The organism is Edaphobacter sp. (genome assembly GCF_028283685.1).
Taxonomy (GTDB): Bacteria; Acidobacteriota; Terriglobia; order Terriglobales; family Acidobacteriaceae; genus Edaphobacter.
The window spans coordinates 264,931-279,099 of record NZ_JAPWKF010000001.1 but is presented as its reverse complement, the minus strand read 5'-3'; the positions used below and the strand labels follow the sequence as shown (position 1 = coordinate 279,099).

13 protein-coding genes are annotated in these 14,169 nt (G+C 56.3%); 5 read left to right on the top strand and 8 right to left on the bottom strand.

All coding sequences use genetic code 11. The annotated features are described in order from the left end of the window. Window positions 1-459 precede the first annotated feature (459 nt). Both PW789_RS01135 and PW789_RS01130 read left to right on the top strand, forming a co-directional pair. Complete coding sequence (locus PW789_RS01135; RefSeq protein WP_299370395.1) at window positions 460-1,656, top strand: SpoIIE family protein phosphatase; 1,197 nt, start codon at window positions 460-462, stop codon at window positions 1,654-1,656. Between the two features lie 61 nt (window positions 1,657-1,717). Then, complete coding sequence (locus PW789_RS01130; protein WP_299370393.1) at window positions 1,718-2,173, top strand: ATP-binding protein; 456 nt, start codon at window positions 1,718-1,720, stop codon at window positions 2,171-2,173. A gap of 9 nt (window positions 2,174-2,182) precedes the next feature. On the opposite strand, the gene PW789_RS01125 is transcribed toward PW789_RS01130, so the two are convergent. The 3 genes from PW789_RS01125 to PW789_RS01115 are packed head-to-tail and all read right to left on the bottom strand — an operon-like array spanning window position 2,183 to window position 5,928. Beyond that, window positions 2,183-3,679, bottom strand: coding sequence for an NDP-sugar synthase (locus PW789_RS01125; RefSeq protein WP_299370390.1), 1,497 nt, complete (start codon window positions 3,677-3,679; stop codon window positions 2,183-2,185). Beyond that, window positions 3,676-5,115, bottom strand: a complete 1,440-nt coding sequence (locus PW789_RS01120; protein WP_299370388.1) for a WecB/TagA/CpsF family glycosyltransferase — start codon at window positions 5,113-5,115, stop codon at window positions 3,676-3,678. The genes PW789_RS01125 and PW789_RS01120 overlap by 4 nt, the downstream gene beginning before the upstream one ends. A gap of 3 nt (window positions 5,116-5,118) precedes the next feature. Further along, window positions 5,119-5,928, bottom strand: a complete 810-nt coding sequence (locus tag PW789_RS01115; protein ID WP_299370386.1) for a sugar transferase — start codon at window positions 5,926-5,928, stop codon at window positions 5,119-5,121. A 376-nt stretch (window positions 5,929-6,304) separates the two neighbouring features. Here PW789_RS01115 and PW789_RS20015 point away from each other — a divergent pair, with 376 nt between their 5' ends. From PW789_RS20015 to PW789_RS01100, 3 genes are all read left to right on the top strand, one after another. Further along, window positions 6,305-6,646, top strand: coding sequence for an STAS domain-containing protein (locus PW789_RS20015; protein ID WP_367182454.1), 342 nt, complete (start codon window positions 6,305-6,307; stop codon window positions 6,644-6,646). Window positions 6,647-7,141: 495 nt separating this feature from the next. Then, window positions 7,142-7,948: a glycosyltransferase family 4 protein gene (locus PW789_RS01105; protein ID WP_299370382.1), complete on the top strand. Its 807-nt coding sequence runs from the start codon at window positions 7,142-7,144 to the stop codon at window positions 7,946-7,948. Next, the gene (locus PW789_RS01100) at window positions 7,945-9,168 is read left to right on the top strand and encodes a glycosyltransferase family 2 protein (protein WP_299370380.1); all 1,224 of its coding nucleotides are present in this window, start codon (window positions 7,945-7,947) and stop codon (window positions 9,166-9,168) included. The genes PW789_RS01105 and PW789_RS01100 overlap by 4 nt, the downstream gene beginning before the upstream one ends. A gap of 22 nt (window positions 9,169-9,190) precedes the next feature. Here PW789_RS01100 and PW789_RS01095 read toward each other — a convergent pair whose 3' ends face one another. The 5 genes from PW789_RS01095 to PW789_RS01075 all read right to left on the bottom strand — a co-directional run bounded on the left by PW789_RS01095 (window position 9,191) and on the right by PW789_RS01075 (window position 14,145). Continuing rightward, window positions 9,191-10,216 carry a glycosyltransferase gene (locus PW789_RS01095; RefSeq protein WP_299370378.1) on the bottom strand — a complete coding sequence of 342 codons (1,026 nt, stop codon included), beginning with the start codon at window positions 10,214-10,216 and terminating at the stop codon, window positions 9,191-9,193. After that, complete coding sequence (locus PW789_RS01090) at window positions 10,213-10,752, bottom strand: serine O-acetyltransferase (RefSeq protein WP_299370376.1); 540 nt, start codon at window positions 10,750-10,752, stop codon at window positions 10,213-10,215. The genes PW789_RS01095 and PW789_RS01090 overlap by 4 nt, the downstream gene beginning before the upstream one ends. Before the next feature lie 90 nt (window positions 10,753-10,842). Further along, window positions 10,843-11,820 carry a polysaccharide biosynthesis/export family protein gene (locus tag PW789_RS01085; RefSeq protein ID WP_299370374.1) on the bottom strand — a complete coding sequence of 326 codons (978 nt, stop codon included), beginning with the start codon at window positions 11,818-11,820 and terminating at the stop codon, window positions 10,843-10,845. A 176-nt stretch (window positions 11,821-11,996) separates the two neighbouring features. Then, window positions 11,997-12,749, bottom strand: a complete 753-nt coding sequence (locus PW789_RS01080) for a 4'-phosphopantetheinyl transferase superfamily protein (RefSeq protein WP_299370372.1) — start codon at window positions 12,747-12,749, stop codon at window positions 11,997-11,999. A gap of 166 nt (window positions 12,750-12,915) precedes the next feature. Next, window positions 12,916-14,145, bottom strand: a complete 1,230-nt coding sequence (locus PW789_RS01075; protein WP_299370370.1) for a glycosyltransferase family 39 protein — start codon at window positions 14,143-14,145, stop codon at window positions 12,916-12,918. Between the last annotated feature and the right edge of the window lie 24 nt (window positions 14,146-14,169).

The window sequence follows — 14,169 nt, the reverse complement described above, 5'->3', positions numbered from 1 at the left end:
CAGTTTTAATGCCGGTCGGTCAGAGTGCTGAGACCTAACCGTCCCATAGAGCAGCAGAAGAAGACCAAGATAGACAGGAATCAGCTGCCAGTGAGCCCCTTCAACGAACAGATGCACCGCAAAGAGGGCCAGGCATGCTGAGATAAGCGCCCATCTGGTCCTGCGATGTTGCGTCAGCGGCCAGATCAAAGCAGCAAGCAACAATGCCCCAGTCAAGGCAACTTCGAATGGCCGCATCCATACCTCAGAATAAATTGAGCGTGTCGAATGGCTGATATTCTACACAGGCCAGCTGATACCTGTAGGCAAGAAACCGTAAGCTATCGAGAAGCCTAATTCTGTGAGATGTAACGCCAAAACTCGCTGCCCGAACTGCTCTGCTCCCATCCGCGCGGGCGGAGTTCTGTTTGAGGGCAATCTCACGCACTTCAGACACGTGCCCTCATTGGTGGTCAAAGAATGAATGTTCTGGTCGTTGAAGAAGATCTCAATACACAGAATATGCTCCTCGGCTGGCTTAAAGACTGGGGTCACCAGGTCACGACCGCAAAGGACGGAGCGGAAGCAAAGCTGCTACTGCAAAACGACGGATATGAGCTGCTGTTGAGCGACTGGACCTTGCCCGGCCTGGATGCCCTGGAGCTCTGCCGTGAGATACGAGAACGGCCAGGCAGCCACTACTGTTACATCATCCTCTACACGCTCAAGGCAGGCGAGATCGACTTTGTGGCCGGGATGGACGCCGGCGCGGACGACTTCGTCAGCATTCCGCTTGAGGCAGGCCGGCTAAGAGTGAGAATTCGTGCAGCGGAGCGAATTCTTACGCTGAGGCAGGAGCTTGCGGAACAGAACGCAAGCTTGAATCGTCTGAACGAGAAGCTGGGCACCGCCTATCGCACGATCCAGTCCGATCTGCAGGCGGCCTCAGCGCTCCAGGCCGGGCTCATGCCGACGATCTTCGATGTGCACCCCTGCTTTCGCCTGGATTGGCTGGTCATCCCCAGCAGCTTCCTCGCCGGGGATAACCTGAACTACTTCATGATGCAGGATCGGTATCTCGTCTTCTACCACCTGGACGTCGCAGGACATGGCATCCCATCGGCCCTGTTATCTGTCACCCTGAATCACCTGCTCTCCCCGCAACCGGGGAGTCCCATGGTGCGGTTTGATCCACAGTTGGAATTGAAGAGAATTGTCCCCCCGATCGATGTCGTCGGAGAGCTGAACCGGCGCTTTCAGCCCCAGGGAGACGGTTATTTCACCATGATCTATGGTGTTCTGGACACGCAGACATGCGAAGTGCGTTTCTGCCAGGCAGGACATCCTATCCCGCTACAGTGCAATCAGCGGGGAGAGGTTGTTACGGTCGGAGAAGGTGGCTTCCCTGTCGGACTATGGCCGGACATGACTTATGAGGAGACGACGACTGTCCTTCCCGCAGGAGAGCGCCTTCTGCTCTATTCTGATGGCGTACTGGAATGCACGAATCCAGAGGGCGTAGCCTACTCTCTTGATCAGCTCAAACAGCAATTGAGCGCGAGTATGGAAGTATCTCCGAAGGCAGCCTTGGAACTGATACAACGCGATCTTGAACGATGGTGTGAAGGAAATAGTTTCCCAGATGACGTCTCTATGCTAATTATCGAGAGTAAGTAATACACTTCGGTAACCGGGGCTCGTCACGATGATTAAGTTCTCGCCGCTTAGGGAGTCCGGCTTGCAAGACCAGGAAAGATACTCCATCTCGTTTCGCATCGAGAGCAGCCTGGACCAGATCAGCCTGGTGCGTGCCGCTATGTCTGGAGTCTTTCATCATCTGGGCGTGATAGAAGCAGACATCTTCTCCCTTGAACTTGCGGTCTCGGAGATCATCAACAACATCATTGAGCATGGATATGGTGGAGCGCTGGATCATGCAATTGACGTCCAGGTGACTATCGCAGGAAGTCTCATCGAGATCAAGCTGAAGGACAACGCAACTCCCTTCCCTGAGGATCAGCTCCACCGCCTGCAGGGAGATCCTCCCATTCTGGAGGAGTCGACCGAGGATTGGCCCATGCGGGGCCACGGCCTGCAGATCGTGCGTCAGATCGTCGATACCCTGGATATCCGCTCAGACGAACAGGGCAATTGCATGAAGCTCACCAAGCAGGTCACGCGACTCGATCGATAGGATCGGGAATCAGGCAGGAACGATCAGCCGCAAAAAATACTTCCCCGCAAGTTTGAGGTTGTACAGGGTACCTCTGCGCACGCTGTAGTATGCGTCAGCAAGGTAGCATTGCGTCTCGTCAGTCGGATCGCTCATCGCAAGGGAAGCTTCTGTAATTAGGCCGGTTGGACCCGACAGATAGAGATCACGCCACTCGGAAGGCAGGGCCGCGACTTCCTGCGGCGATCGCGGTGGAAGCCCGACAAAGCTGATATCGCGGCGAATGACGGACATCAAGCCCGGGAGGAATTGCCGGGTGAATGCAGACCAGCCTGCAGGAATTGGCGTGTTCCAGGCATCTTCGCCAAAGCATAGAAGCTTGAATTGATCGAACGGAGTGACGTGGTTAGGGGAATGCTTAAGAGCTGAGATTCGAACCAGCTTCTTTTGCGTCAGAATTCCGTAAAAGATCGCGGCCAACAGGGTGATTGGCAGAAACAGGATCGACAGGCAGAAAGCGATCAGCGACTGCGGCACGCTCGTTAACCAACTCCGCTGGCTTCGTCGCTTCAAACCTCCCAGCAGGAAGCCCTCCATGATGTTGACGCTGGTCCCCAGGCGCACATTGATCAGCAGATTGTGGTCTACGATGGCGGTATCGAGTTCGAGGCGTTCTCCGATATAGCTGCCAGCGGTTACAAGGGAGTTCTCAATCGAAGTGTTCGTATCGACGATACATTCCCCTTCCAGAACGGCGTTTGGCCCTACCCTCACACCGCGATTCAGACGGGTGTTGGGCCCGATGTAGACCGGAGCCACAAGACTTGCTGTCGGATGCACCACGACGTTTCGGGAGACCCAGACTCCAGGCTCCCTCTCCACACCGCTCAAAGTCATTCCATCAAGCCGACGTTCCAGGAGGAGAGTCTGCGACTTCAGGAGGGCTTCAGGCGAAGAGGCATCCAGCCATTGCGGGACCTGAACGGCATCGACGTCTGGGCTGGCAGCCATTTCGTCGATCCTGCGGTTCAGTTCCTGGACCGTTAGCTTCGACATGGCCTCGGCGTAAGGACCTGACGGGAAGGCTGCTGCTCCCATCCAATGCCATTGTTGTTGCGGCGAGCCGTCCCCGGATCCATTCTCGGAGAGACCGAGGAAGACGACAGGCTTACCCCGGTCTGCCTTCAGGTTGTCTACAAAGGGATATGACAACGCGTGGATCAAGATCCACGGCTCTTCCTTCAGCTCCGGAATGATCTTCAGGGAGCGATACGGGTACTCCTGCTGCGACACCAGGTGGTAGCGGAACCTGCAACCCCACCGATCGCCATTTCCGAGCAGTGCCTCCACCGCTTCGGGGGCGTGGTCCACGATCATCTCGATCTTCGTAATCTTCTGCGCGACGAGAGCCTCGACAACATGCTGGAGCAGCGGCCGATCCCCGAGAGGCAACAACGCCAGAGAGCGCCTCTCATCCAGTCCGTGCATGGCGGAAGAGTGTCCTGGTACAACGATGACACCAATCATGGTGTGACGCCTCCTACGCGCGACGAGTCTTTAGCGTGAATGCGCTCCAATACAACGCGATACAGAAAGACCGCGTTCCCGACAAAGTAGCGCCGCCACATCCGGCGTGGCTCCTGCCAGAAACGATAAAGCCATTCCATCCCAAGCTCCCGGATCCATACGGGTGCTCGTGAAATTCTTCCGGAATAGAAGTCGAGCAATCCTCCGACCCCAATCACAGCTCCTGCGCCAAGCTCATGCTTGTGTTCGGCGATCCACTTCTCTTGTCGCGGCGCTCCAAATGCAATCAGGACAATGTTCGCGCCAGAGTCCGCGACAGCCTGGATGACGCCGGGCTCCTCCTCTGCGGAGAAATAGCCGTGACGGCAGCCTGCGATCTTCAGACGTGGATATCGCTGCACGATCCATTCCGCGGCAGCTTCTGGAATGCCGGAACGCCCGCCGAGGAGATACATGCCCGCTCCCGCAGCCTCGGCAGAGGCGCAAAGAAACGGCAGCATATCGGTTCCGTTGATATTCTCCCGGACATTCTGGTTCAGGATCGTTCCTGCCAGGCGAACTCCGATGCCATCAGCCAGAACGAGCTGCGACTGGGCCAGGACGGACTTATACGCTTCGTCAGAAAAGGCGATGTTGACACAGTCCGCATTCACAAAAGCTATCTGTGAGGCAGGCCTGACCATCGACATCGCCACAATCTGCGCTGAGGCCTCCGACATCGTCAGATTGTTGATGGTGACACCGAGGAACTTCAGCTTTGGCGGCGCCATGCTGGCTCCGCCGCCAAAGAGCATTACGGGCAGCGCGCGTGCGGCGATGCCAAAGTCTCCACGGATGGAGCTGGTCTCGACATATTCCAGATCGAGATCGATCTCTCTGGTGTAGCCGATATTGGCCCGTTTGCGCAGCCACCAGAGACTCCGGAGGCCGGGACGCAGATTGTAGCGTTTCCAGGCAGTGCGCTCGTCTCCAACCGACTCATCGAGCGCAATGGCACGCGGACCGATGAACGACATGTCTCCGCGCAGCACATTCAGCAGTGAGGGCCAGTTGCGGAACGTCTTCAGCCATGCGAGCCGGGAGTCGCTCGGAAAATGGAACTCATATCGCCCGAACTGCGTCGCCCATCGACCACGACGGGGGCTGGTCTGCAGACCGCCTCCTGAGAGTTTGGACAAAACCAGAACTGCCAGAAACAAAGGGCTGAGCAGGATGAACAGGAGAGAAGACAGGACGATGTCCCCCAGGCGATGGAGGGCCTCCGCCATCCAGATAGCGACCTGCCATCGTGCGGTGCGGCGAAACTGTGCACGGCGGCGATGACGAATTCCTCCTTCGGAGAAATCATCCGCCAAGCGCTCTAGCAGCGCCTCGCGCTCAGTCATCCCTGATGGGTGGCTACTCGCATGTGGCAGCCCCTGTCGTTCAAAAGACATGATTCAATACGCCCCACGTCCTGTGAGAATGGCAGGAATTGTTTTGAGAAGCAGCATCATATCGAGACGAAGGCTATGACTATCAATATATTGCGCGTCTAATCTCACCTGCTGCTCGAAGGGAAGCTCGCTGCGTCCACTCACCTGCCAGATGCAGGTGAGTCCCGGCTTGACTTCAAGCCTCCTCCGATCGCTGACGGAATAGCGGACGACTTCACTGGGGACCGGGGGACGAGGTCCCACGAGCGACATATCTCCCTGGAGAACACACCACAATTGTGGCAGTTCATCGAGGCTTAGTTTTCTCATCATCCGGCCGATTGAGGTCACACGGGGATCCCGCTTCATCTTGAAGGTGATTCCTTCATTTCCGTGCTGATTGGCCTCTGCAAGGGTGTGCTTCTGCCTGTCCGCATCCTGCACCATGGATCGAATCTTGGGAAAGCGAAATTCCCTTCCCCACAGCCCTACCCGGGTCTGCCAAAACAATGCAGGGCCGCCGTCCTGGAGACGAACCAGGGCGAACAGGAGCAGCAGGAAGGGAGACAGGAACAAAAGAGCCAGCAACGAGACCACGATATCCAAGGCGCGCTTTAAAAATTTAGTGCCGTTAACAATAAGAGCCCAGCTGAACATCTTGAAGAAGGCTCGGAGGGTCTTCAGGCGGCTGGAGGTATAACCAGCATCGCCGTATCCACGGTAGAGCTGGTCGATTAGTATCTTCCGTCCGAAATCGACGTGTAGCCTCGTGGCGCTCACGCAAGCTTCCTCCTGCGGGCGACCGTCACAGACCATCACGTGCTTGTGGTTCACACATCCTCCCACGAACTCTCACAGCGTAAAGCCACAGCGAGAAAAACGCCGTACAGCGTTTGTGGGATATGAGACCAAGCCCATCTGACCAAAGACTTAGAACCAAAGCTGTAGGGGCAGAGACAGTACCTCATCGAACGCAAAGACCAAAAAAACCAACAGTTATTTGCGATGAAGTATACTACGCGGCCTTGCGGAAACAAGCGGTTTCTTGCTTCCTGGAAGAACCGCCGGGAGCGCAGCCCATGGATCGAAAAAGAGAACTGCTTTCGAGGAACAAAGTCGTTATCATACATCTGAAACTGACTCGGACTGCACGAGATCGGAAGACGACAGGTGAAGAGCCGGGCGTCGAGTCGGTATATTCTGGAGCTAGATGATGCAGGTTCTGAGTTCGGAAAAAGAAGGCGTCCTGGTTGGCAAAGTAGACGCCAAAGCTCTTGATGCGAGCAATGTCAAGGCTTTCAAAGACGCGATCAAACCGCTTCTGACGCAGGGAGCCAAGCTGGTTCTCGATCTTTCCAGGGTCGAATTTATTGACAGCAGCGGACTGGGCGCCCTGGTCTCCTGCCTACGACAGGCACACGCGGATGGTGGAGAGATCAAGCTCTCCGGTTTGAGCAAACCAGCCAGAGCCCTCTTCGAACTGGTCCGAATGCACCGTGTCTTCGAGGTCTTCAACAATTCGGATGAAGCCGTCCTTTCCTACTCCTCCTAACCTGTTCTCCTGCTGAAAACGGCACATGCCTCTTATGCTCTCTGCCTCCAAGATCAGGGTCAAATGACCAGCCAGCCATCGCTTCGGATTGGATACCTGATCAGCAAATACCCGGCAGTATCTCACACGTTTATTCTTCGTGAGATCGCGGCGCTGCGTGCCCGCGGCATTGAGATCGACGTGGCATCGATTAATGATGCCGACGATCCTTCCAGGATGACCGAAGCCGAACGATCCGAGGCGCAGAAGACCTTTTACGTAAAGCGTGCCGGTGCGGGTGGCGCCCTCAGAGCCATCCTGGGTTTGACCTGCCGTCACCCGCTCCGATTTGCCTCTGGCCTGGCCGCCGCCCTTCGACTGAGCGGGCTCGATCTCAAACGCTCGATACTCTGCCTCTTCTATCTGGCTGAAGCGTGCATCCTCGCGGACTGGATGAAGAAACGAACACTTTCCCATCTCCACGTGCACTTCGCGACGCCTGCCGCGACCGTCGCCATGCTGCTCACGGAGATCTCGCCGATCTCGTTTTCGATGATGGTTCACGGTCCGGATGAGTTCTACGATGTCTCGGACTACTACCTGACGGAGAAGATCTCCGCCGCTCTATTTGTCGTCTGCATCAGCCACTTCGCGCAAAGCCAACTGATGAAACTCTCCTCCGGTGATCAATGGTCAAAGTTCGATGTCGCACGACTTGGGGTCGACACCTCGCATTTTGCCCCTCGAGTCAGACCGGCCATGCCGGACAGAGTGGAGATCTTATGCGTGGGACGGCTTGTCGCAGCCAAAGGCCAGCGTATCCTGATTTCCGCGGCAGAGCAGCTCAGGCTGCAGGGACGCTCATTTTGTCTGCGTTTTATTGGGGATGGACCTGACCGGCATCAGCTGGAAGCACTGGTGACGGAGAAGAGCCTGTCCGATTGCATTCGCTTCGAGGGATCCATCAATCAGGATGCGATTCTTGCTTTCTACCTCAATGCAGATATCTTTGCTCTCGCAAGCTTTGCCGAAGGCATTCCAGTCGTGCTGATGGAGGCAATGTCCATGGAGATTCCATGTGTTTCGACTTCTATTAATGGAATCCCGGAGCTCATCCATGACGGATGTGACGGTTTGCTGGTCGCGCCTTCGGATGTAGAAGGCTTTACCGCTGCCCTGGCTCGACTTATGGACGACGCTGCTCTCAGGGTTCAGTTGGGCAAGGCTGGCCGCACGCAGGTTCTTGGCAAGTACGAGATTCATGCAAATGCGGACCTGCTCGCAGAGGTCTTTCGGAACAGGCTAGGACGGGTTACCTCATGATCGGGATTACACGCACCCTTTGGATCTCCGCCGGAACCGCCGCTGCCTTACTGTCACTTCCCGGATCGCTTGAGTTGCTCTTGCTGACCGTCGCTGCCTTATTCCCTGCTCGGCGACATCGTTCTACAAATGATTTGCCGTCACCATGGAAGGTAGCGGTCATTGTCCCAGCGCACAACGAGGCGACCGGTATCGCAGCCTGCGTTGAAAGCCTGCGAGGTGCGGCAGCCGCAGACATGCTCGTCGATCTGTACGTGATCGCCGATAACTGCACGGATCAGACGGCGGAGATCGCCTCCAAAGCTGGCGCAAAGGTGCTTGTGAGGACCAACGCCACTGAGCGCGGAAAGGGTTACGCTCTTCATCACGCCTTCACGACGCTTGAATCATTGGGATACGACTGCTTTCTGATCGTAGACGCCGATACGGAGGTGGCGCCTGGATTTATTACCGAAGCTGCAGGCACCATGCGTGGCGGCGCGCAGGCCGTCCAGGTTCGCTACCTTGTCAGCAATCTGGAGGCGAGTACTCGAACCCGCCTGATGGGGCTAGCACTGCGGGCGTTCAATGTCGTACGTCCGCTGGGCCGGGATCAGTTGGGCCTGTCGGCAGGAATTCTTGGAAATGGGTTTGGCCTCACGGCAGAGACCCTTCGATCTGTTCCCTACCTGGCTTCCTCTGTGGTGGAAGATCTCGAGTATCATCTCGCGCTTGTGCGGTCCGGGCGACGAGTGGCCTTTGTAAATACGACAACGGTATTTGGCGAGATGCCGGTCCAGGGCAAAGGGGTGAAGACGCAGCGGTCTCGGTGGGAGGGTGGTCGCCTGAGGATGCTACTGGAGAAGAGCCCGGAATTAGCCATGAACGTGCTTCATGGCCAATGGCGCATGCTTGAGCCGCTCCTTGAGTTGCTCCTGCTGCCTCTGGCATTTCATGTAACTCTTCTGGCTATTGCTGTGTCGACGCCTGCAATCCTTGCGCGCTCTCTTGGAGCAGCTGGGATCTTGATCGTTGCGCTCCATCTACTAGCGGCCATCCTTGTAGGTGGCGGTACCTGGCATGACGCTGGAACCCTTTTCGTGGCTCCGTTCTACGTTCTGTGGAAGTTGATGATGATCCCTGCAACGCTGCGAAACGCGCGGTCGAAACATGCATGGGTGCGCACGAGTCGCAATGCTGAGTTAGCCTCGGAGAGCGATACGATTCCTCCCGCGCAGTAGGCCTTGTTCCGGGAACAGCTCCCTAGGACTGCTTATACTCCACCAGCATGGCCCTTTTCCCGCGGCGATGATTGATCCAGTACTGCATCTGACCGACAAATATGGGAATCTGCTGCAGATGAGAGTGCACCCCATATAGCGCCAGAGCGATCGTGTCGTTCGATTTCCAGCGAGCTTTCCATGCAGAACGCAGGGCACCTGCTGCCATGAAAAAGACGAGTATCCCGATGGGCCAGAGATGATGTATCCATAGAGCGGTAATGGCGCTGATAACTGTAATGCCGCTCCACATAATGGCACGATTTCTATTGCGCTTCGACTCTCCCGTCCAGAAGGCCTGCTCCGTGTCTCGATAACGCTCCGAGACCTCTGCGTACGCGTGACCTGCGCGCGCGGAACGCTTCCAGTACTGACGCCAGTGATGGATTGCCAGATCGTGGCCCGTCATCGGTCGATCGACGTGCAGTATCCTGAAGCCCAACGAAGAGATCCGACGGCACAACTCTGGCTCCTCGCCAGCAATGAGAGTCTCGTCGAACCCTTCGACCTTCGCAAGAACTTCACGAAGGAACAGAGCATCGCCACCGCAATACAATGTCCAGCCGGGAGCGTAAACCCAATCGAGATCGAGGGTGCGGATATAGATGGAGCTTTTGGGGTAGAGCTCTCTCCTGTGTCCCCAGACGACAGCAACTTCTTGGTTCTGAAACTCAGAGAGCGAATCGACAACAAACCGAGGATGGAGGACGGTGTCGCCATCCAGAAAGAGAACAATATCGCCGACAGCCGCTCGCCAGCCGGCATTGCGTCCCAACGCGGCGGAGGGACGTTCCGGCTTCAGGACTATCGCCTGGGCTCCCATCGACCGCGCCAGCTCTGTGCTCCCATCCGTTGAGCCCGAGTCAACGTAGATGACCTCCGTCTCAAATCCCGTTCGATCCATGGCAAAGACAGACGACAGGCAACGGCGCAGACGTTCTCCTTCGTTGCGGCCGATGACGACGACAGAGACCTTAAGCGGCTTGCCAGCTTGTAGTTCTGTTTTCATAGCGTGTGATGGCTGATCGCCGTCTCAACTTCCTTGGGTTTTCGCTGGATAATACGTGCGGGAATGCCGACCGCGATGGAATTGGATGGAACGTCTGTGAGGACGACGGCATTTGCACCGATCGCCACATCGTCTCCAATGCGAATCGGTCCGAGCAACTTGGCTCCCGCTCCGATATCGACCCGGTCTCCGAGATGCGGCGAACCACGCACCCCGCGATTACGGAGTCCCACCGTCACGCCGTTCCGGATGACACAATCATCGCCAAACCTGGCATCCCCGCTGACGACGATCCCGCCGATGTGCTCAATCACAAAGCGACGGCCGATCATGGCTTCGCAGGGTAGTTCCATTCCCAGCAGCATCTCCGAAAAGAACTTCATCCCCTTGTAGAGAAATGAGAGCGGCATACGAAGCAGACGCAGAGAAACGCTGTACCGCCACCGGCCAAATCGGTAGATGAGGAGCACCCAGAATCCATGACGGCTCCATTGGCGATTGTGCGTCTGCCAGTCCTCACGGATATTCTCAAACACCGTCTCTCTCCCCAGGCTCACAGAAATCAACCATCCCTGCGGGCAAATTCTCGCTGGGATCATTCAGCTTGCAGTTCTGCTCTCATATCGCTAGTGGAGCAATGCTCCCACCGTGAAGAGACTCACCAGGGGTGACAGTGTCTGGAATGTGTACCCAGCCTTGTTGAAGCCGCTCTCAGGGATATAAACGATATCTCCGGACTGAAGGGTCAGGTCAAGCGGCTTCGGGCTGAGGATGTCCTTGTACGCAATCAGCTGTGTCTTCCCAGGAGATTTCTCTGTTCCCCGATGAATGACCTGGATTGTGGGACTGCGACCAGCCTTTTCGGTGACGCCTCCCGCCATCGCCAGTATCTGCGGCAACGTCGACTTGCTGTCCAGCCTTTGCGTACCGGGCTTAGTCACCATCCCCATCACGGAGACATATTTATCCGGTCCGGGAACAAAGACGACATCGTCTCTCTTGAGGCGCATATTCGCCAGCGGACTTCCTTCTTCCAGAAGGCTCTTCAACTGAACCGTGACCATCGTGGCATTTCCGCGATAGATCATGCATTCCTCCGGAACGCCCATGGGCAGAGCCGAGTTCACTCCAGCAGATGCTCCGGCACCCGAAGAGGCTCCTCCCATCGGCGATGGAGCCTGAAGCTGTCCTCCTCGCGAGATCACTTCCAATAGCGTGGGCGTCGTATCGAACGTCAAAAGTCCTGGATGCTCCACCGCCCCAAGCAGAAGGATGTGATTGGAGGAGTAATGATCCACGCCAACAGAGACCGTCACGCCGGAATAATAAGTGCTCAAGGCCGTTTGAATATCCGCCGCCGCCTGCTCCCGGGTCTTGTCAGCCACCATCACCGAACCAACAACAGGAAGCGTGATTTTCCCATCCGGACCGACGATATGCTTGCTCGTCAGTTCGGGACGGCCGATCACCTCGACCGTGATCTCATCGCCACGGCCCAACTGATACGGCTGATCCGCAGGCCCTTCAAAGGCCTTCAGCAGAGCAATCGGATTCTGCTTCAACTCCGGAGCCGGGGCCGGAGTGTCCTGGCCAAAACAGGTCACGGACGCCTGCATTAGGGATGCCATGAGCAGGAACTGTCCAACACCAGATTTTGCCAGTCTCATTACCATTCAACTTGCTCCAAGGATTCAAGGTTCAACTTCATCATAGGCGAACCGACATGCCCGAGGACTTCATATCTGCCAGCTACAGCCCACGAATGGGTCAGCATCTTCCTTCACTTGTACAGGAGGGGCCTGAGCACAGAAAGAGGAAAATCATACATTCGGATACGACAATTGGGTGACACAACGGCTATCGCTCCGGCAATACGATCTTCAACCGTTATGTCGCTCAAAAAGAAACACTTACCGTCGACTCCGACCTTCACCCAGCGTTCGACCTCGCCTGTGACATCCAGCGCTGTCAGTTCGATCGAGAGTCCTTGTCCTTCAGCCTTCACCCAGGCTTCCTTGCGAGTCCACAACTGATAGAACGCTCTCCTCTTTTCTTCGATCGAGGGGAGAGATGACCACCATGCGGTCTCCGCAGGGCCAAGGACGGACGGCAGCAGTGCGTCGATATCGGTTGTGCGACCCAGGAATTCAATGTCGATGCCAACATAACTCTGAGAGGAGATGGCGATCAGAATCAGGCCATGCGAATGGGAAACATTGAACGAAATCGATGCTGCCCTGTCCCCTTCCAGCACGGGTTTTCCAAAGCTGTCTTCTCTTAATTTAAGCGAGGCAGGATCTACACCGGTTGCGTGACCGAGGAGAAGGCGCAGGCAAGTTCGGCCGATGACGAACTCTGCACGAACCCTCCCCGGCAATCTTCGCTGCGCGCGAGCCTGTTCCTCTGGAGAGAGAATTGGAGAGATGGCGGATAAAAGTGCATCATCGTCACCAAGGTCTATGCGCCAGAGATGAACCTCATCCGGGTTCAATGGAGGGAGTGACTCTACGATGTTCCAATCCGCCAAGGTCATCAGAGCGAAGACCACATCCTTGATTCAGTGACCTGAACAATCACGAGATAAGAATACTTGAGTGACCGGCTTCGTCGGTTACCGTTGCCTGAAGACAGGCTTGCGACAGCTTCAGATCGATGCTGTGGACAGGTGTCTTCCAGCCATGGATCGTTTCACTAAATCGCTAAGCCGCCAGATGATCTGCTGCCTCCTGCCGCTCGCCCGGAGAAAGCTTCTCTTTCATCACCAGGAATCCAGCCACGGAAAACTCTGCCAGCAACGGGTCGCACGGAAAACGAAACCGTGGCTTGGCAATCGTGGCAGCCGAGCTGGCGATGACAAGAAGCAGGGCCGCTGTTGTCAGCCACGACAGAGGATTTCGATAGCAAACCACCAGTCCGACAACAGAAAGCAAAACGACCGGCAACATGATCCAACCCACCAGATGTGCCAGAAGACCGGAGTGAAGTCCCTGGGTGCGAGGATTTCCAACGGAGTCGAAGACGACAATCGCACGCTCAACAACCAGCTCTCCCCAATGAGCAGGATGCTGCTTAATCCAGCTGACGGCGGCATCACGATACTTGCCGTCGAGGGCCGTCTCGGACATCGTCGATTCATCGAACAGGTGCGGATCAACCCAGTTGCCAGACATCGGTGTTGCACCGTCGTTCGCGCCAAGGTAGAGGTTGTAGCCGCCGTTCGTCGCTACGGTGAACTGTCCCATCGCATGCTGATTCCGCGACATCCAGATAACGGTAGGAAGCATTCCCAAGACACCAACGATGAGCGCCGATCGATACGATCGGCGCAGCAGCAGGATACCGGCAGCGATTGCTCCCAGCGGCGCGAATGTCGTCGTCGCAGCGCCGGCGATTCCAAAGGCTAAGCCTGCGCCGACCGCAGCACCGGCACGATTCTTCTCCATGGCAATGCTGCATAACCAGACGGCGACTGTCAGCGCTACGGCTGTCAGCACGGTAGGGTACAGCGTGGATGAGGCATACGCCAAGGCCGGATGCAGGGTCGCAATTGCCGCCCCAATGTTCGAAGCGGCAACGCTGAGGCCAAGTAGCCTGCCCACTCTGAAGCAGACAAACGGAACGACCAGCAGCAGAAGAGCCTCAAACAGCTTGACGTAAAGATCATTGTCGCCAAAGAGCCGGAACAGACCGGCGATCACGAATGGCTGTGCCGGCGGCCGGTATGCTGTCGGATGAATGCCGTCCTTGATGAATCCCAGGCCGTGCTCGATCGAGATGCCGATGTTCTTGTAGTCGATCTCATCGGCAAAGACTTCGGTTTTATACTTATGCGTCACCAGAATAAGCGCCAGCCGAATAATGACGGCGAACACAGCGATTCCTGGCAAGAACCAGCGGCTCTGTACGATTGCGTAAACTTTGCGATTCATCTGCTCGTTATCCTTGCCAAATGC